General features: G+C 42.6%; 17 protein-coding genes. 3 read left to right on the forward strand and 14 right to left on the reverse strand.

What is annotated here, in order from left to right; all coding sequences use genetic code 11:
- Positions 1–56: 56 nt before the first annotated feature.
- The 5 genes from EP58_RS14385 to EP58_RS14405 form a co-directional block, all read right to left on the reverse strand.
- Positions 57–485: a DUF3284 domain-containing protein gene (locus EP58_RS14385; RefSeq protein WP_036094506.1), complete on the reverse strand. Its 429-nt coding sequence runs from the start codon at positions 483–485 to the stop codon at positions 57–59.
- A gap of 15 nt (positions 486–500) precedes the next feature.
- Entirely contained in the window at positions 501–647 is a 147-nt protein-coding gene (locus EP58_RS17375) for an LPXTG cell wall anchor domain-containing protein (protein WP_241481022.1), read from the reverse strand.
- A 32-nt stretch (positions 648–679) separates the two neighbouring features.
- Complete coding sequence (locus tag EP58_RS14395; protein ID WP_036061190.1) at positions 680–901, reverse strand: hypothetical protein; 222 nt, start codon at positions 899–901, stop codon at positions 680–682.
- Positions 902–1,407: 506 nt separating this feature from the next.
- Positions 1,408–2,769: a PTS sugar transporter subunit IIC gene (locus EP58_RS14400; RefSeq protein WP_036094509.1), complete on the reverse strand. Its 1,362-nt coding sequence runs from the start codon at positions 2,767–2,769 to the stop codon at positions 1,408–1,410.
- 484 nt (positions 2,770–3,253) lie between these two features.
- Positions 3,254–4,588: a 6-phospho-beta-glucosidase gene (locus EP58_RS14405; protein WP_036094511.1), complete on the reverse strand. Its 1,335-nt coding sequence runs from the start codon at positions 4,586–4,588 to the stop codon at positions 3,254–3,256.
- A gap of 163 nt (positions 4,589–4,751) precedes the next feature.
- On the opposite strand from EP58_RS14405, the gene EP58_RS14410 reads away from it, so the two are divergent.
- Positions 4,752–5,723: a LacI family DNA-binding transcriptional regulator gene (locus tag EP58_RS14410; protein WP_036094513.1), complete on the forward strand. Its 972-nt coding sequence runs from the start codon at positions 4,752–4,754 to the stop codon at positions 5,721–5,723.
- Between the two features lie 23 nt (positions 5,724–5,746).
- On the opposite strand, the gene EP58_RS14415 is transcribed toward EP58_RS14410, so the two are convergent.
- The 7 genes from EP58_RS14415 to EP58_RS14445 form a co-directional block, all read right to left on the reverse strand.
- A complete protein-coding gene (locus EP58_RS14415; RefSeq protein WP_036094514.1) occupies positions 5,747–6,112 on the reverse strand; it encodes a DUF1304 domain-containing protein in 366 nt (121 codons plus the stop codon).
- Positions 6,112–6,567 (reverse strand): MarR family winged helix-turn-helix transcriptional regulator, encoded by a 456-nt coding sequence (locus EP58_RS14420; protein WP_036094515.1) that lies wholly within the window; start codon positions 6,565–6,567, stop codon positions 6,112–6,114. The genes EP58_RS14415 and EP58_RS14420 overlap by 1 nt, the downstream gene beginning before the upstream one ends.
- Positions 6,568–6,891: 324 nt before the next feature.
- The gene (locus EP58_RS14425) at positions 6,892–8,247 is read right to left on the reverse strand and encodes a PFL family protein (protein WP_036094516.1); all 1,356 of its coding nucleotides are present in this window, start codon (positions 8,245–8,247) and stop codon (positions 6,892–6,894) included.
- A 12-nt stretch (positions 8,248–8,259) separates the two neighbouring features.
- Positions 8,260–8,529 (reverse strand): ACT domain-containing protein, encoded by a 270-nt coding sequence (locus EP58_RS14430; RefSeq protein ID WP_036094517.1) that lies wholly within the window; start codon positions 8,527–8,529, stop codon positions 8,260–8,262.
- 170 nt (positions 8,530–8,699) lie between these two features.
- Positions 8,700–11,687, reverse strand: a complete 2,988-nt coding sequence (locus EP58_RS14435; RefSeq protein WP_036094518.1) for an immunoglobulin-like domain-containing protein — start codon at positions 11,685–11,687, stop codon at positions 8,700–8,702.
- Between the two features lie 361 nt (positions 11,688–12,048).
- Positions 12,049–13,185 carry a globin domain-containing protein gene (locus EP58_RS14440; RefSeq protein WP_052171461.1) on the reverse strand — a complete coding sequence of 379 codons (1,137 nt, stop codon included), beginning with the start codon at positions 13,183–13,185 and terminating at the stop codon, positions 12,049–12,051.
- 77 nt (positions 13,186–13,262) lie between these two features.
- On the reverse strand, positions 13,263–14,015 hold the full coding sequence (locus EP58_RS14445) for a MurR/RpiR family transcriptional regulator (protein WP_036094663.1): 753 nt from the start codon (positions 14,013–14,015) through the stop codon (positions 13,263–13,265).
- Positions 14,016–14,228: 213 nt separating this feature from the next.
- On the opposite strand from EP58_RS14445, the gene EP58_RS14450 reads away from it, so the two are divergent.
- Both EP58_RS14450 and EP58_RS14455 read left to right on the forward strand, forming a co-directional pair.
- Positions 14,229–15,551: a 6-phospho-beta-glucosidase gene (locus EP58_RS14450; RefSeq protein ID WP_036094519.1), complete on the forward strand. Its 1,323-nt coding sequence runs from the start codon at positions 14,229–14,231 to the stop codon at positions 15,549–15,551.
- A 153-nt stretch (positions 15,552–15,704) separates the two neighbouring features.
- Positions 15,705–16,316 (forward strand): immunoglobulin-like domain-containing protein, encoded by a 612-nt coding sequence (locus EP58_RS14455; protein WP_036094520.1) that lies wholly within the window; start codon positions 15,705–15,707, stop codon positions 16,314–16,316.
- A 52-nt stretch (positions 16,317–16,368) separates the two neighbouring features.
- Here EP58_RS14455 and EP58_RS14460 read toward each other — a convergent pair whose 3' ends face one another.
- Together EP58_RS14460 and EP58_RS14465 are read right to left on the reverse strand one after the other, a co-directional pair.
- A complete protein-coding gene (locus EP58_RS14460) occupies positions 16,369–17,475 on the reverse strand; it encodes an acyltransferase (RefSeq protein WP_036094521.1) in 1,107 nt (368 codons plus the stop codon).
- Between the two features lie 147 nt (positions 17,476–17,622).
- The gene (locus tag EP58_RS14465; protein ID WP_036094524.1) at positions 17,623–18,348 is read right to left on the reverse strand and encodes a glucosamine-6-phosphate deaminase; all 726 of its coding nucleotides are present in this window, start codon (positions 18,346–18,348) and stop codon (positions 17,623–17,625) included.
- Between the last annotated feature and the right edge of the window lie 16 nt (positions 18,349–18,364).

Genomic DNA, 18,364 nt, shown 5'->3' on the forward strand with positions numbered 1-18,364 from the left:
TTGATGGCACTTGGGATACCACAATTATTGGGGTAATACCGCCTGATGATCCCCTTTTATTTGCTCGCTGTAATCACCGAATCTTCCATGGCTTTCAGCAAACGTGTTACCCTTTTTTTCCTCAAAAATGCGAAAATGGTACCTACCAGCATATTGTTCATTTTCTGCATCCACTTCTCAGCTTCAATTTCTTCTTTATAAGTGACTTCACAGACATGATCACTAATTTCAGTGACTGTATACGTTGTCCGATGAAGGTTTACGCGACTTGTTGTTTCGAATTGGTAGACATTTGGAAATTGAAACTCGGTAATCTTGGTTTCAACTGCAGCTCCATTGGACATCGTTCTGCGATACTTCAGCCCTTTTAACTTTTGCATCGGCAGGTTTTTTCCAGTTGCTTGCTTGACGTCATAGATAACAGACTTTGCGATTGTATGAAAACATTCTTTTTGCGAGATGTATAGCTTTTTGGAAACGTTCATAACGCCATCTCCCTTTTATGATTTCTTGTCTTTCTTCTTTTTCAGGAAAACCATCAGGCCCCCAAGAATAACTACTAAAATTCCGGTAAACATCATTGGCAAATTAGTCGAGTTACCGCCCATCGTAGGACTGAACACGATAATAATTAAGCCAAGGCTCATTATAAATAGTCCGTTTGCAGCGCTTTTCATCATTACTCCACAGTAACCTGGAAGTAAAGAACAGCGCCAATATCCGTTGCTTTCATAACATCCTTCGCGATTCTAACCGCAGCTTCTTCATCTTCGGCAGTCGTTTCGAAGTATAGTTTAATCCCTTTTTCGTCCACCTTTTTAAAAGTGACACCATTCTCATTATAATTCTCCAATGTTTCTACAAAAAAATCTCGTTTCATAGGACTACTAATTACGATCATTTTCATTACCTCCTTCTACGTATTACCTTTATTATACTTTTCGGTGTGTGGAGTGTAAAGAATCATCTAAACACGATTTCACATAATGGTGAAGTTTTGAGTATCTTCCTAATAAATCGGCGGCAAGCGTTCGCATTCCGGGAGTTTAGCAGACTTCCGGTTCTCACATACAGTCGTATGCTCCGCTTCCTGCTTCTACAAAACTCCCGGAATACAAACGCTTTCGCTCGATTTGCGTAAGTCTAAATTCAGGCTCTTCGTTCAAAGCAAGATTTCCCATATTTCGACCTAACTTGAAACATTCTCAAATTCACTAAAAATTAATCTTTTATATTTGATCTTATTCCTAAACAAAGCCACTTCGTGCCTCCAAACCTCAGCGGGACGACAAATGCTTAGATTCTAGGCAAAAGTGAGTACCGAAGCGGAGTGTACGACTTGTACGAGAGCATCGGAACGGAACTTTTAACGACGAAGATGAGCGTTTGTCGTTCCGCGGAAAGACATTAGGCTTTCATTTCTTCTTCGGGGACACCAACCTTGTTCGCTGTGATAACGAATGGTACCCAGATTAAGAAGGCTATGACCATGTTTATGAGTGATATGACAGGTGCCATCCAGTCTCCTCCGGTTGCAAGGAATGAGTTTATTAGCGGTGGCATTACCCATACCACGGCGATTTTAACTGGGGCAACGAGTCCAAGTGTTGTTGCAAAGTAAGCTACTGTTACCATCACCATTGGTGCAATGATAAATGGAATGAGGTAGATAGAGTTTAATACAATCGGTAAACCGAACATGATCGGTTCATTGATATTGAATATACCAGGCCCGAGTGATAGTTTTGCGACGGTTCTCGAGTCCGCTCGTTTAGAGAACATGAGTAGGGCGATGATAAGTACAAGTGTACCACCTGAACCACCCATCCATACGTAAGCGTCGAAAGAACCACGAACCCATTGGTATGGAAGATCTGATCCTGCAACACCTTTTGCTGCTTCGTTAATGTTGTTAAGTTGTGCTGTACCCCAAAGTGATTCTAGAACTGGAGCCAGTACGTTTGGTCCGTGAATACCGAAGAACCATAGTAATTGAACTAGGAATGTTACTAACAATACTGCGCCGTAACCTTGTGACAAGGCAAGTAACGGTTCTTGAATTGTTTTAGAAATCCAAGTGATAACGTCAAGACCTGTAAGTTTTACAAATGACCAGTCGATGATCGCACAGACGTAAAGGGCTACTAATGCAGGAATAATCGCTGCGAATGCTTTACTTACTGCTGGCGGTACGGAGTCTGGCATTTTGATAGTGATGTTGGCACGCATTAATTTTGCGTAGATAATAGTAGAAATAAAACCGAATAACATGGCTGTAAACAAACCAGTACCGTTCACTTGGTTTAAATCAAGGAATCCCCAAACTGGTTGAATCATCGAAACGTCTGCTTTTGGATTAGCTGCTAAGATCGCGTTTTTGATTGGATCTACTGCTACTGTTTGTGACAAGTTCATAACGAATGCTGCAAGTGAAACAAGTGCACCGGCTAAGCGGTCAACTTCATACACTTTCGATAAGTTATAACCTAATGAGACCGAGAACACTAAGGAAACGATTGCAAGAGTCGCTGCCCAAACATATCCATTGACACCAATAAGTGGCTGCATGGCTTCGACAAATCCTGTCCAACCCCATGACGTTGGGAAATCCCTGAAAAATGCATTTAAAAGAACTGCGATTGAGCCGGCCATTGTGATAGGCATTGTTGAAATGAATGCATCACGTAACGCGACTAAATGCTTTTGCGAGCCGATTTTAGCTGCAACTGGTACGAAATACTTTTCTAAAAAATTAGTTAGTCCGTTCATAATTATCCTCCCTATTTTGAAACGATTTGTGGTTTATCGGCATTCCTCGAAATAAACTCGTTTAAACTGCTACCCTTTTTTGCTTTTCGAGTTTATTGATTTTGTCTGCTTTTTAGCGACTGAATGCGAACAACCTCCATGCGACCTGTGAATGGCTAGGGATGTCCTCCTCTCGTATTCGGATTAAGGTTTTATGGATTCACTTAACTATAATGCAAAAAGCGTGCCAAGTTTTTAAAAGGGATAAAATATACTGGAAGCGCTTCATATGACTGGATTCTTTTGTGAATATGAAGCGTTTACACACATAGGAACATTCTGTGTAAAGAGAAAAAACGCTGTACACACTTGGTATGTATAGACTTTTAATGTGATACCTATATTTCTATTTTGTAATTTAATTTCACAATCTTGATTTTATGGCGAAATTGAATTGCATAAAAACACACAAGCCGCGATGACTTGTGTGTTTTTGATGACTATTTTATGCTTCTACTTTTGTGAAGAATTGTGGTAGGTGTTCTTTGTGAGCTTCAAGTAACTCGTCTAGCACCGTTTGGGCGATGTCGCCGCTTGGAACTAGTGGGTTTAGTGTGAATGCCTGGAGTGCTGTATCGTAGCTTCCTGTTACGGCTGCTTCGATTGTCAGCTCTTCCATTGCTTTCATGACTTGCAGTAGGCCGCGTTGTGCTGGTGGGAACTTTCCGAAGTTGACTGGCTCTGCTCCGTGTGCGCGGATAACGCTTGTGATTTCGATGGCGCTATCGTATGGTACGTCGTCGATTGCTCCGTTATTGCGTGTGGATACAACCATCATCGTGCCTTTATTATTGTAGATTGAGTTGATGATTTCGCAGGCTGCATCGCTGTAATGGGCGCCGCCGCGTTTGGATAATTCTTCTGGTTTGTGGTCTAAATTTGGATCTTTGTAAAGTTCGAATAGACTTTCTTCTAAGCGTTTTACGACTTGGCCGCGACTTCCTTCTGTTTTGAATGCTTCTAGTTCTTCTGCCAGCATGTCGTCTGTCATATAGTAGTAACGGTGATATGGGCATGGCAACATTTTTAGATTACGAACTTGTTCATATAGGAAGCGCATATTTTTGATGTTTTCTACGACTTTGTCTGGGTTTGCGTCTGGTGCGTATAGGCCGTCGATAACTTGTTCTGTTAGCTCTGTGCCGTCTTTATCGAAAATGCGGTGCCAGTGTAAGTGATTGATTCCGGCAAATTTGAAGAATAGGTCTTCTTCTGGTTTTTTGAGGACGTCGGATGCACTTTTGATGGCGCCGATTGGAACGTTACATAGACCGATGACTTTTTCCCATTTTCCGTAGCGAAGAACGGCTTCTGTTACCATTCCTGCTGGGTTGGTGAAGTTGATAAGCCACGCGTTTGGGCATAGTTCTTTCATATCTTCTACGATGCCTAGGATAACTGGTATTGTGCGGAATGCTTTGAACATGCCTCCTGCTCCGTTTGTTTCTTGGCCGATAATGCCGTGTTTTAATGGGATACTTTCATCTTTAATACGTGCGTCAAGTAAGCCTACGCGGAATTGTGTTGTTACGAAGTCTGCATCTTTTAACGCGGCACGGCGATCGAGTGTCAGGTGTACTTCGCAGTCAATTCCGGCTGCTTCCACCATACGTTTTGCCATTGCGCCAACGATTTCTAATTTTTCACGGCCTGCTTCAATGTCGACTAGCCATAATTCTCTGATTGGTAATTCGTCGAAACGTTTAATAAATCCTTCTACTAGTTCTGGAGTGTAGCTTGATCCTCCACCAATGGTAACGATTTTTACGCCTTTTTTCATTTACACATACCTCCTGAAATTTTGTAAAGCGTTTTCTTATTTCTGCTCGTCTTCATTGTAGTTTATGTAATGCATTACAGGTCAAGGATTATTTAAAAACTTTTTGATTAGGGAGAAATTTGCGGTATACTGGAGGGGAACTGATGGTAAGGAGTTGGGTGGAATGGCAAATATTCAGGATATCGCAAAATTAGCTGGGGTTTCTGCCGCAACTGTTTCTCGGGTTGTGAGTGGGCGTGGCTATGTGAGTGATGAGACGCGGGCGCGGGTGCAAAAGATTGTGGATCAGCTTGATTATGCGCCGAATCGAAATGCGGTTTCTCTCAAAAAGGGAAAAACGATGATGCTCGGGATTGTGGCGTTGACGTTTGATAGTTCGATGGGTGTTTTTCTGCGGAGTTTCTCGATGGCGGCGCAGAGTGAAGGCTATAATGTGACTGTTTTTGTGACGAATGGGGATCAGGCGCGGGAACTGGAAGCACTTGAAATGTTGCGGCATAAGCAGTTGGATGCGCTTGTTTTTGTGTTGCGGGTGAGTCCTTGGGATGTGATTGAGGGCTATGCGAAATATGGACCGATTGTGACGTGGGAACGGGTGGAACTGCAAAAAGTGGCGTCGGTTTTTATGGATCAATATGATGGTTATATGCTCGGTTTGGAACATTTGTATACTAGAGGATATCGACGCATTGTGAATATTTATGGACGGATGTCTGGGAAAAATACGCGTGGCCGGATGCGGGCTTTTGCTGATTTTTGCGAGAAGTATGGGTTGGATGCGAATGAGATGGAGCATTTTTATAATAAGGGGCGGATTACGCATGGCGAGGAGATTGCGCATTGGTGGTTGGCGCAGGATGTGAAGGCTGACGCGATTTTGTGCCCGACGGATTATTTGGCGTCGGGATTCATTGCGGAGGCGCGGCGGATTGGGATTCGGGTTCCTGAGGATGTGGCGGTCGTTGGTTTTGATGATACGAATAATGTGGCGCGCTTGTTCGATATGACGACGATTCATTATCCGATTGATTTGCAGGCTGAGAATGCGTTTCGGATTATTTCGAATCGACTGGATGATAAGGATGAGCCTTTGCAGGAGCTGGAATTTCGATTGGTGGCGCGAAAAACGACATGAGAGCTGGTCTCATGTCGTTTTTTTCACATCGTGATGATTGTCAAAATTAGCGCGATAATCGCTGGCATCCCTTGCGCAAAAAAGATGCGTTTGGACACGGTTGCCGCACCATAAAGCGCCGCGATGACGACACAACTTAGGAAGAAAATCGCAATTTGCAGGCCGATAGCTGGGTCTGGATATAGCACACTCCAAACGAGGCCAGCCGCTAGAAAACCATTATACAAACCTTGATTTGCCGCAAGTTCTTTTCCATTTTCCGCTTTTTCTTTTGTCATGTTGAAGGTTTTCAATGTTCTTGGTTTCGTGAAGGCAAACATTTCGAAGTACATAATATAGAAATGCAGTAGCGCCACGATTAGAATGAAAATAGTAGTTAACATTGCCATTATTTCCTCTCCCCTTTCAAATGTTGCAACTCTTCCAGTAGCTGCCCTAATGTTTCGATGAGGCTCTGGACATCCTCAGGCTCTTTTGCCCGAAGTTGTTCCGTAGTTACTTGATAAAACGGTAAAATGGTGATACTTTTTTGCGCCGCATGAGCACCTCGTTCTGTGAGGCTGAGCACGGTTTCTCGACGATCTATTTTTGAAGTTTCCCGGTGAATCACACCCTTTACGACAAGCTGATCAACCTGGGTACTCGCGGTACTTTTTGACAGCGATAATTGCTCAGTTACTTGCTTCAACGTCCCACCCTCATGAAAACGAATGGTATTCACAATCGCCAACTGCAAAAATGTCAAACCAAGCTCTGATTCATATTGTCTTGTGATTTGCACAAGTGTATTGTTGATGCTGACGACCGCCTTGATAACATCTCCTGCTTGTTGTAAATTCGACAAAAAACCACTTCCTTTAATATTAGTTCCTTTCAGTATAGTTCTATCATGAACTATTTTAGAATAAGATGCAACCTTTGAGTTTTGGTACATTGAAAAACCAATATTCTTTGAATACACTACCAAACCAGAGCGAAGCGAGGAATGTTCAGATACTAGGCAAAGCCGAGCACCGGAGTGGAGCGTACGATTTGTACATTGACTGAAAACAGGGAGGAAGTCTTATCTCCGACCATGTGAGAAGTTATGCGTAGCTCACTTGCGAAGAAGAACCCCGGAGCACAGGCTTTAACGACGCAGGTGAGCATTCCTCGCTTCGCTCCCGCCTCAGTTTTTGAAGGAGTGGATCGGCGCTGGTATCCTCCCACCACGTGCAATGAATTCGGCGGATGAATTTTTATTTACTTTCATAACGGGAGCTGTTCCAAGCAAACCGCCAAATTCGACCATATCACCAACTTTTGTTCCTTCTGCGGGAATGATCCGAACGGCTGTTGTTTTATTATTGATGACTCCAATTGCTGCTTCGTCGGCAATCATGGCAGCTATGGTGGTTGCTGGTGTGTCTCCTGGAATCGCAATCATGTCAAGGCCTACGGAGCAAATCGCTGTCATCGCTTCTAATTTTTCTAGGTTTAGTGAGCCATTATTGACCGCTTCGATCATGCCAATATCTTCTGAAACGGGTATGAACGCGCCACTCAGCCCGCCGACGTGACCGCATGCCATAACTCCGCCTTTTTTGACGGCATCGTTTAGAAGGGCGAGCGCGGCGGTTGTTCCGTGTGTCCCAACGGTTTCGAGGCCCATTTCCTCCAAGACGTGTGCGACGGAATCTCCGACGGCTGGGGTTGGTGCAAGGGACAAGTCTACAATGCCAAATGGCACGCCTAGACGCTTGGATGCTTCTTGTCCAACGAGTTCGCCCATTCGCGTGATTTTGAAAGCGGTTTGTTTGACCATTTCAGCAACTTTATCAAAACTCTCGCCTTTTACTTTTTCAATCGCTCGCTTGACAACTCCGGGTCCGCTAACTCCGACGTTGATGACGCAATCGGCCTCACCAACTCCGTGAAAAGCGCCTGCCATGAAGGGATTATCTTCTACTGCATTTGCGAACACGACTAGTTTTGCGCAGCCAAGGCCTTGTGTATCGATCGTCAATTCGGCGGTTTTCTTGATGACTTCGCCCATGTCTCGAACGGCGTCCATGTTGATTCCTGTTCGTGTGGATCCAATATTTACCGAAGAGCAAACACGTTCTGTTTGTGCAAGCGCCTCAGGTATCGACGCAATCAAAATCGCATCGCCTTTTGTGTACCCTTTCTCCACTAAGGCCGAGAATCCACCGATAAAATTGACGCCGACTTTTTTCGCCGCATCATCTAGTGTTTTGGCAAAAGCAACATAATCTTTGTCCGCAGAAGCGCCTGCAATAATCGCGATTGGCGTCACAGATATCCGTTTATTGATAATTGGTATCCCGAATTCAGATTCAATCTGTTCGCCTGTTTCGACCAGTTTTTCTGCATATGTAGTGATTTTTTCGTATATTTTCGCGCGTGCTTTCTCGCCGTCACTATCGATGCAATCAAGCAGTGAAATTCCCATCGTTATTGTTCGAATGTCTAGTTTTTCTTCTTCAATCATTCGAATTGTTTCTAGGATTTGTTTCGTCTCCATATCCGCACCTCCTTATAGTTTATGCATTGAATTGAATATTTCTTCGCGTTGAATGCTGACTTTGACTTGTAGATCCGTGCCTTTTTTTGCAAGTTGCTCTTTTACCTCGTCAAATGCCTTTGTCGTCGTGCTGAGGTCAAGCATCATCATCATGGTGAAATAGCCATCCATAATCGTCTGCGATACATCTAAAATATTGATTTCGAGCTCGCTAAGCTCATTGCTGACGCCGGCGATGATACCAACGTTGTCTTTCCCGATAACTGTTAAAATTGCTTTCAATAAATCCAGCTCCTTTTTTAGTTGATAGATTCTATTATACTTCTTATCGTGCTGAATTTCACTAATTTTTTGAAAATAAAATCTTGAGTGTGTATTGCGGTTTCTTATAATAACAAAAAAGTAGCACAAAACACGTCTAGAATCGTGTTTGTGCTACTTTTGCTATATCCTTATTTTTTTCTACGCAAGAAAAGCGCGCCAAGTGCGGCTAGTAAGCCTCCAAAAAGAACAGTGGATGTGGTGTCGCTATCGCCTGTTGTTGGTAATGCGTTGGTCGGTGCTACTTTCGTTGGTTGTGCCACTTTCACTGGGACAACTGGGCTTGCGGATGGTGCTGGTTTCACGCTTGGGCTTGGTTTCGCTGGTGTTGTTGGAACAGCGGGTGCCACTGGTGAGATTGGATCTACCGGTACGATCGGTTGCGCGCCAACAAGGACGGTGATGGTGAACTGTGTTTCGTTGCCGTCGCTGTCTGTCACGCTGTACGTTACGTGGTAGATGCCTGCTACATTCGGATTGACGTCATTACTGATGACTTGGATTTGACTGGTAATGTCGCCATCTTCTAAGTCTTCTGCCGTCATGCCCGCCATTGGATCGAAGGCTTGGCCAAATGTTAGCGTGATGTCGTTCGCATGGATGACTGGTTTTTCATTCGTCAAAACGGTCACCGTGTATGTTTGTTCCGTTGTGTTGCCATCAGAATCGAGCACGCTATACGTGATATGATAATCTCCTGGTACATCAATGTTCACATCGTTTGCGATGATTTTAACTGCAGGACTCAGATCGCCATCTTCCAAATCACTCGCTGAAACACCCAACATTGGATCAAATGGAAAATGTGCTTTGACAATACGATTTGTGGCGATAATCATTGGTTTTTCATTAGTCAGAACGGTGACCTTGATTGTTCTGGTCGTTGTGTTTTTATCAGAATCTGTCACACTATACGTAATGTGATATGTCCCTGTAACAGCTGTATTCACGTCATTAGAAACAATTTCTATAGAGTGCGTCACGTCTCCGTCTTCTAAATCACTCGCCGAAACAATGGCTTTTGGGTCAAAGGGCAAACCTGCTTTGATGGTCTGATCAGATACGTGAATTTCAGGTTTATCGTTCGTTCTGACATAGACATGGCGCGTAACGCTTGTTGTATTGTTATCAGAATCTGTGACAGAATAAACCACTGCATACTGACCTTCTGATTCCATGTTGACATTGTTTGATATAATACTAATATTATCTGTTAAGTCGCCATCTTCCAAATCACTCGCTGTGATGCCGACCATTGGGTTAAATATATCCCCAACTTTCAAATAGTCATCGTTTGTCGTAATTACCGGTGCATCATTTGTCAAAATGGTCACTTGAATCGTCTTCGTTGTTGTATTATCATCTGAATCCGTCACGCTATACGTCACGTGATACACACCCACTTTTTCTGTATCGACATCGTTGCTCGTAACAATGATTTTATTAGTGATATCACCGTCTTCTGTATCGGATGCTGTCACACCTTTTTTCACGTTATATGCCTTGTGGATGTGCTGTACAACATCGGATGCTTCGATGATAGGTGCATCATTACTTGTTACTGTCACAGTGACTGTTTTTGTCGTCGTATTGTCGTCTGAGTCTGTGACACTATAGGTTATGTGATATGTCCCGACTTCGCTTGTGTTGACATCGTTTGCTATCACTGAAATTTTTGGAGTGAGATTGCCATCTTCTGTATCGGTTGCTGTCACGCCCACTTTTGGATCAAACATGCTACCTTTTTTCAAGGTCTTGTCTGTCGCTGAAATTGTAGGCGCATCATTGCTTGTCACCGTTACAGCGATTGTTTTTGTTGTTGTGTTATCGTCTGAATCGGTTACGCTATAAGTCACGTAGTACGTTCCAACTACCGCAGTATTAACTGTGTTCTCGACTATCTTGATTTTATTTGTCAAATCGCCGTCTTCTAAATCAGATGAACTCACGCCAGCAAGAGAATTAAATAATTTTCCTTTTTTTATTGTCGTATCAGAACATCTGATTACCGGAAATTCCCCAGTAACAATCATCAAGTCTGTACCAGTTGAACTAGCAGAATACTCTGCATCTTTAAATCCATCGTCCTCATATAAAACTTTTGTTTTTATATTAACTTCATTATTTGTTACGGTTAAAGCCTTAACACCAACGCTAACGACAGATGTAGAATTCACGTTTACTTTGTCTAGATGAACGGATACCGTATGAGATAAAGCATCATATGTCACGTCATTTGTCACATTACCATCCACTGACACAGAATCTGGAATATAAGCGAGTTGCTCTGGTAACGGAATTTCAAGTTTGACATTCCCCGCATCCATGCCACCTGTATTATTTAAACTAACCTCATATATTGTTGTATCATTTTTCTTGATACTTGCTTGTGCCACTGAATCACTCATCCTAAGAACAGATGGCGTCGAGAATACAATGTCGTCTATAAAATTACCGCTCCCTTTATTCCCATCAGCTGTTGAAATAGCCTCAAATTCAAAGCGAGTTACGGTCTGCCCTTCTGGAATTGTATATGTTCCTTGATAATTGACCCATGCTTTATTACCAGAGCTCATCGTTGTAATCAGTGATAGGTCTTTATCTGGGGCCCCGAATTTCACAACCGCTGTGTCAATACCACTTCTACCTCTATGTGAAACCTTCCAGCGAATAGTTTTTCCTGGTATAGTTTCTACATCTTGGTATAGTGCCGCTACAGAATCAGAGTTTAATTCCGCATGTTGATCACCATCTGCTGCCTTAACACCTCCATAATTACGCTGTATCTCTATTAAATTACTCACAGCCGTCGTATTCCAGCCAGGTACTAGAGATGCGTCTAAAAGCGCATAAGTTTTATCAATAACAGGATTCTCAAAGCTACCATTGACTAATTGAATAGTTTCATTATCAGCAGCTAATTTGGGAATTTCTAAAGGTTTGGTAAGATTGCTTTGAAGTGTAGCACTTGAAACCGCTTTTTGTATTTCTTTTAATTTATCCTCTCCTCTTGTTGAATATATCGCTAGGTTTTCTGATGCCGAAACAAAAGGCTGTATTGGTAATACAGTGCATACTAACATCACCACAGTTGTTACCCCTATTTTTTTTAATTTCATTACTATTTACTCCTCCTTATTTATCAGGACACGTATCTTTGCAATTCGTATCAATAAACAAATCATAACAATAATGCTATTTTCAAAAAACACTATACTTCCCTTTAAGAGACCTCAAATATGTATTTTTAGCGACAATTATTCTGTTTATAAATTTATACCGCAATTTAACGAAGATAACCCTAAGACCAAAATATAAGATTACCACAATTATACTTTAAATTGATATGACCTTCATGAATGAGTATAGAACTATACCCTTTAAAAAGCACATAGCGCTTGACACAATATTAGACACAAAAAAGCATTATCCAGCCTAGGTCATAGCTTGATAATGCTTAAATTGGGACTTATATTTTATCTATCTTATTAAACTCAACATTGGCTGGAATGCTTCAAAATGAATATCCAACTGCTTGTGCCCTAATTCTAATAAAATCTTTTCAACTGCACTCATAAAAGGCACAGGCCCGCATAAATAAATCGCCGCTCCTTGTTTCACCATTTCAACTAAATCAGCTTTTGTCACATATCTATTGGAAAATAAGTGATATTTCGCGCCTAGCTTCATGCGAAATTCTTCTGCAAATACGGCGTACTCTTTCGACCTCACGCAATGTATCAACTGCGCCTCGTTTGCTGCTTCTAAACTGTCAATCATCGCCGCAATCGGTGTTATCCCAATGCCTCCCGCGATGAAAACGTGGCTACTCGCCGTTTTATCTAATTCGAAATCTCCTGCTGGAAGCGTCGCAAGTATCGTGTCTCCAACTTCGTAATTCTCAAAAATATGATTGGAAACGACGCCAGCTGGATCTTTCTCATTTTCCTGTTTGATCGCGACTTGATAGCTTTTTCCATCAAACGCTTTCGTCAAACTGTATTGGCGATTGTGAAATAACTCATTCAGTTTCACACGTAGCGATATATATTGCCCTGGCGTGAAATCGACTAGTTCGCTACCATCATTTCGAGCTAGATTTAATGTAAAAATATTCGGTGCAATCTGGCGTTTTTCAATAATTTTGAAGGCGATAAAATCACGGTTTCGCTCGTCGCCCAGCGCGTCGTACATCTCCTGCTCGACTTCGATGAAAATGTCAGCAATAATGCCGTATGCTGCGCCCCAAGCGTCCAAGAGTTCTGGTGTTGCAGCGTCGCCTAAATATTCCGCGATTCCTTTTAATAAGTATTCGCCGACAATTGGATAGTGTTCTGCTTTAATCGTTAGACTGCGGTGTTTGTGTGCGATGGTTTTGACTTGTGGCAGTAGCACTTCTAATTGCTCAATATTTTCTGCTGCTAAATAAACGGTGTTCGCCAACGCTAACGGCTGCGTTCCAATTTCTTGATTCGTAAGGTTGAAATAATTCAGCAGTTCTGGATGCGCCGCAAACATCTTTTTATAAAAAATCGATGTGATCTCTTTCCCATGTTCTTTTAAAATTGGTGCTGTGGATTTCACGATTTGTTTTTGTTCCTCTGTCATTGTCGTCATTCTTAATCCCCCCTAAAAAATGGTATACAACATTTATCATACCATACCATGTCCCACGAATCTCTCAGGGTTTTCCCTTATTTACCTTCGCGATCGAGTTGTGTTCGGATTTCGCGCGCGATGCATTCCACGGTGTAAATCGCTGGGAGCTGGGAGGTGATGTCCGCTTCTTGGTACATTTCTTTATTTATATAGTAGGCAATATTCGCATCAGATAATTTCGCCATCGTTGACTTCGCGCTATTTGTGATTGTGATAATTTTGCATTTTTGCATTTTGAGTTGGTGGATGTATTTAATGATGTCCTCGTTTTCGCCTGAAACGGAAATCGCGATCATGCATATTTTATCGGATAATTTGCTCGACAAGTGGTAAAATGGGTGATTTAGCGGGTCTTCGATGTGGAGCGCCAACGTGAACAACGAAGAAAAATAGAGCGCGCCGTACTCCGCGATAATGCCTGATGAGCCGATGCCAACAAACAAGACTAATTCGGCATCGCGCAAAATTTTCGCAGTCGCAGCAATGTTCGCTTTGAATTCTGGTTGCGCCGTTCGCTTCAGGAAATCGATATACGTTGTTTCGTCCGACATGTCGACGTTGATCTTCGTCCGCTCTTGCGCATACATCTGCAACTTCACCCGAAACTCGGAAAAACCGCTACAGTCAAACTTGCGACAAAAACGCAGAATCGTAGTGGTGCTAACATGTGTCGCATCCGCTAAATCACGAATCCGCATATACGTGACGGTGTCTAAATTCGTCGCGATATAATTATAAATAGTCATTTCGGTGTCGTTCAGTTCAATCGTTTTATCTAAAAAAAGCATTTTCATGCCCCCGATCTTCTTTATATCACTATTTTAGCACGATGCCATCCGATGTGACAAGGCGTTACACAAAAGGAACAATTTCCAACTTCAAAAATCCTTAACAAATGCTCGCGAATTAATAGCTATTTTTTCATTTTCAGCCTATACTATGGAAGAAGAAAGCGTTATACAAAACATAATCAAATCTTAAATATATTGGAGGAAAAATCGATGTCTAAAGGTATCAAAATCGCTACAATCGGCGGTGGCTCAAGTTATACTCCCGAATTAATTGAAGGTTTCATCAAACGTCAAAAGGAACTCCCAGTGCGTGAACTTTGGCTTGTGGATGTACCGGCTGGTAAGGAAAAGCTCGAAATCGTCGGTAATTTAGCGAAACGGATGGTTGAAAAAGCTGGCGTGGATATGGAAATTCATTTGACGATGGATCGCGAGGAAGCATTGAAAGGCGCGGATTTCGTAACGACGCAATTACGTGTGGGACAATTGGATGCGCGTGTGAAGGATGAGCGTATTCCGAACTCGCACGGTGTTGTTGGTCAAGAAACGAATGGTCCTGGTGGGATGTTTAAAGCGTTCCGGACGGTTCCTGTTATTCTTGATATTTGTAAGGATATGGAGCGTCTTTGCCCGAACGCGTGGCTGATTAACTTTGCGAATCCTGCGGGAATGGTGACAGAAGCGGTGTTGCGTTACAGTAATATCAATAAAGTGGTTGGCTTGTGTAACGGTCCAATCGGCATTGAGAAAAACATTGCGGATATTCTAGGCGTAGATCATACGGAAATTTATGTGGAATTTGTCGGCTTGAATCATATGGTTTTCGCGAAAACAGTTTATAAAGATGGCGAAGATGTAACGGCTGAGGTCGTGACGAAAATGACGGAAGGCGAATCTGGCTCGACGCTGAAAAATATTAACGCAACTGGTTGGGATGCAACGTTCTTACGTACTTTAAATATGATTCCAATCGATTACTTGCGTTATTACTGGCAAACACGTACGCAGCTGGAAGATCAACAAGCCGCGTATGAAAAACATGGCACGCGTGCCGAAGTCGTGAAAAATGTCGAAGCGGAACTTTTCGAGTTGTATAAAGATGTGAATTTGACGGATAAACCGAAACAATTGGAACAACGTGGCGGTGCTTATTATAGTGAAGCGGCGTGTAACTTGATTAACTCGATTTATAATGATAAACGGGATATTCAAATCGTGAATACGCGCAATAATGGTGCGATTTTGGATATCGATCCTGAGTCTGCGATTGAAACGAACTGCGTGATTACGCGTCAAGGTCCGATTCCACTCGCAAGCGGTCACCTTCCTGTTGCGATTAACGGGATTATCCAGCAAATCAAGACAGTGGAACGTTTGACTGTCGATGCTGCGGTAACTGGCGATTACGATAAAGCGTTGTTAGCTATGACGGTGAACCCTCTCGTACCAAGCGATACAGATGCTCGTATTTTACTTGACGAGTTACTGGAAGCGCACAAAGAGCATTTACCACTGTTCTTCCAAAATAAATAAGATGATTCCAGGCGCGGCGTTTGTAAAAACGCTGCGTCTTTATTTTATGTCGAAAAGTACACATTATCGCCACAATTTTGTTAATTTGTTAACACTATTTAATACCATTTTGCTGTATAATAAGTGTATAAGATAACTTAGGAGTGAACACACATGTATAAAAAAATGACCACAACTGCCCTCGTTACATCCGCTCTAATGCTTGTCCTTCCTGCAAGTCTTGCCCACCACTCGGCAAAAGCGAAAACAATTCCGCATAAGAATAAACTTGCGATTTCTGGCAGTGATCGTATTAAAGGTATTTCTTTGCATGCGCACCGGTATTTCATTGAGAAGCATAGCGATTTTGACCCAATGATGCCACCGATTTCTTTAACTGCGTATGATGATGATAATCACACGGATTTAACAAATTCCATTTTCGTGACTGAAAATGATGTGGATACACATAAAGTTGGAACGTATCACGTGACGTATCGCGCCATTGCTGGTGACGGTCGTTGGAAAGAGCGTCGCGTCGAAGTGAATGTTGTTGCTAGACCGATTATCGAAGCGGAGGATGCAAGCATTACTCGCGGAACTTTTTTCGATTATTGGACGAATGTATCGGCGTTTGATGAACTTGCTGGCGATATTCGAATTTTCTTACACGTGAAAAGCAGTGATTTGAATTCGGATGTTCCTGGTAAATATTTCGTAACGTATACGGCTTCGAATTTTTACGGATTGACGACGGAAAAAACTATTTATGTAACGGTGAAATAGCAAAGAGTTTGGGTACGCGTCCTGATTAGGAACGATACTCAAACTCTTTTTGCTATACTTTTTCGATCGGGGAGTTCGTCATTTTAAAATCTAGTGGTCCCGGTTGTTTCTTTTTTACGAATAGTGATTTTAGCGTGCTGAATAGGAGGCTGATGAGGTAGGATAGGATGAAAATGATGATGCTCATAAGTGGAATGGCCCACGATAAGTGATCTTCTACTGGCATTATTTCTGCGAAGAATCGTGTGACGTAGCGCAGAATGATGAGGTGTACGAAATAGATGAAGAAGATGTGTGGTGTGATGCTACGCGATATTTTTTGTAAGCCGGTGTTGCGGATCTGGATCTTGGTGAATAGCATGAAGAGTGAAAACGCTGCGATGACGACAACTATTGATAGGTAATCGTAGAAGTAGAGTGGTTTAAAGCTGATGTCTGCGCGATTTTCCATAGCCCAGTTGGTGAGAAAGTAGATGGCTGCTGTGCTAAGCGCGAAAAATGCAAACCAAATTACTTTTTTTAATCGGGATAGGATGGTTTTTGGTAAGCTGTAGCCAAGGATGAAGTAGCCGAGATAGAGTACGCAGCTGAATACGTTGGCGATGATCATGTCTGTTCCTCGGAATGCGAAAAAGGCTTCGAGTAGTCCGACTGCTAGGAAAAATAGACCGAGAATGAAGAAAGCTACTTCACCGATTTGTTTTCGGATAAAGATAAGTAGTGGCGCTAGAATCTGTAACCCGATGAACATCGGCATAAACCAGAGATGTCTGCCGAGATTGTTTAGGAATAGGTTATCGAATGAGCCCCATAATCCGCCGTCTTTTACGAATTGAATGAAGCCGTTCCAACCGCCTGCATCTAGGAATTCGAATACTTCGTAGAGCACCATCCAAACGAGTGTCGGGATGATTAAGCCTAATGTTAGTTTTTTGAAGTACATTTTTAGGTTTTTGCTTTTTCGTAATGTGAAGTAGCCGCTTAATAGCACGAATAATGGCACAGCTGTGCGCGATATCGAATCGTAAAAATTGGCGATATCGAAATTTGTGTTCATTTTAGCAGCATTTCCAAGTAGATGTGTTGCGGATACGTGGATAACGATGACCATTAAAATCGATAAACACCTTAACAAATCTAGATTGTCTTTTCTCTCCATTTCGATCTTTTCTCCCTTTTCACATTTGTTTATTTGATAACGCTTTTATGTAGCATTTCTTTCTTAAGAATACTACATATTAGGAGAATACTCAATATTTACATAAAGAAACCTTGCGCCGGCTTTTATTAGCGCAAGGTTCTCTTATTAGGAATGGGCTAGTTTATCGATAAAGATGTGGGCATTGGTGTGTTCTCTGAGAACGGTTACTGGCCATTCAGCGGTGACTTTTTCTTCTATTAAATGGGTGATTGCAGTTTGTTTTTTCTCACCGTTTGCGACTAGAATGGCCGTTTTTGCTTCGAGTATGTGTTTTATGCCCAGTGTAATGCCTTTTGTGCGGTCGACTTCTTTTGTGAAGTATTTTTGGCCGACGTTTTGTGTTGTGCTGTCGAGGTCGATGATGTGGGCGTAGTTTTCGAAGCTGACGCCTGGTTCATTGAAGCCGAGATGGCCATTGACGCCTACGCCGAGTAAGATGAGTTCGAGTCCGCCGTGTTGTTTTATGAATAGGTCTGCTGCGCGGCATTCGCCTTCGAGATCGGCGGATTTGGCGTGGAAGTAGTGGTAATGGGACGGGTCGATTTGTGCTGGGCCGAAGAGTTCGGTTTCGAGATAGTTCAGGCAGCTGCCTTCGTCGTCTCCGTCTAGTCCTACCCATTCGTCAAGCTCTACAAAATAGGCTTTTTGCAAGTCGATTTCACCGGCTTTGTGGGCGGCAACGAGTCGGCGTAATGTGCCAACTGGTGTGTCTCCTCCGGCAAAACAGTATAGGCCTTCTGGTGCGCGTTGGAATGTTTCGATGACAAGCGCTGTTGCTGCGTCGCTCATCGTTTCGTAATCTGCTAGTACTTTCAAATTTAATGCGTTCATCTTGGTTCCATCTTCC

The organism is Paenilisteria newyorkensis (genome assembly GCF_000766145.1).
Taxonomy (GTDB): domain Bacteria; phylum Bacillota; class Bacilli; order Lactobacillales; family Listeriaceae; genus Listeria_A; species Listeria_A newyorkensis.

What these genes read in the sequence shown, in the direction of transcription:
- EP58_RS14460 (WP_036094521.1), bottom strand. Translation starts at nt 17,475, where the DNA reads ATGGAGAGAAAAGACAATCTAGATTTGTTAAGGTGTTTATCGATTTTA.
- EP58_RS14435 (WP_036094518.1), bottom strand. Translation starts at nt 11,687, where the DNA reads ATGAAATTAAAAAAAATAGGGGTAACAACTGTGGTGATGTTAGTATGC.
- EP58_RS14400 (WP_036094509.1), bottom strand. Translation starts at nt 2,769, where the DNA reads ATGAACGGACTAACTAATTTTTTAGAAAAGTATTTCGTACCAGTTGCA.
- EP58_RS14410 (WP_036094513.1), top strand. Translation starts at nt 4,752, where the DNA reads ATGGCAAATATTCAGGATATCGCAAAATTAGCTGGGGTTTCTGCCGCA.
- EP58_RS14440 (WP_052171461.1), bottom strand. Translation starts at nt 13,185, where the DNA reads ATGACGACAATGACAGAGGAACAAAAACAAATCGTGAAATCCACAGCA.
- EP58_RS14385 (WP_036094506.1), bottom strand. Translation starts at nt 485, where the DNA reads ATGAACGTTTCCAAAAAGCTATACATCTCGCAAAAAGAATGTTTTCAT.
- EP58_RS14415 (WP_036094514.1), bottom strand. Translation starts at nt 6,112, where the DNA reads ATGGCAATGTTAACTACTATTTTCATTCTAATCGTGGCGCTACTGCAT.
- EP58_RS14455 (WP_036094520.1), top strand. Translation starts at nt 15,705, where the DNA reads ATGTATAAAAAAATGACCACAACTGCCCTCGTTACATCCGCTCTAATG.
- EP58_RS14445 (WP_036094663.1), bottom strand. Translation starts at nt 14,015, where the DNA reads ATGCTTTTTTTAGATAAAACGATTGAACTGAACGACACCGAAATGACT.
- EP58_RS14395 (WP_036061190.1), bottom strand. Translation starts at nt 901, where the DNA reads ATGATCGTAATTAGTAGTCCTATGAAACGAGATTTTTTTGTAGAAACA.
- EP58_RS14425 (WP_036094516.1), bottom strand. Translation starts at nt 8,247, where the DNA reads ATGGAGACGAAACAAATCCTAGAAACAATTCGAATGATTGAAGAAGAA.
- EP58_RS17375 (WP_241481022.1), bottom strand. Translation starts at nt 647, where the DNA reads ATGAGCCTTGGCTTAATTATTATCGTGTTCAGTCCTACGATGGGCGGT.
- EP58_RS14465 (WP_036094524.1), bottom strand. Translation starts at nt 18,348, where the DNA reads ATGAACGCATTAAATTTGAAAGTACTAGCAGATTACGAAACGATGAGC.
- EP58_RS14405 (WP_036094511.1), bottom strand. Translation starts at nt 4,588, where the DNA reads ATGAAAAAAGGCGTAAAAATCGTTACCATTGGTGGAGGATCAAGCTAC.
- EP58_RS14450 (WP_036094519.1), top strand. Translation starts at nt 14,229, where the DNA reads ATGTCTAAAGGTATCAAAATCGCTACAATCGGCGGTGGCTCAAGTTAT.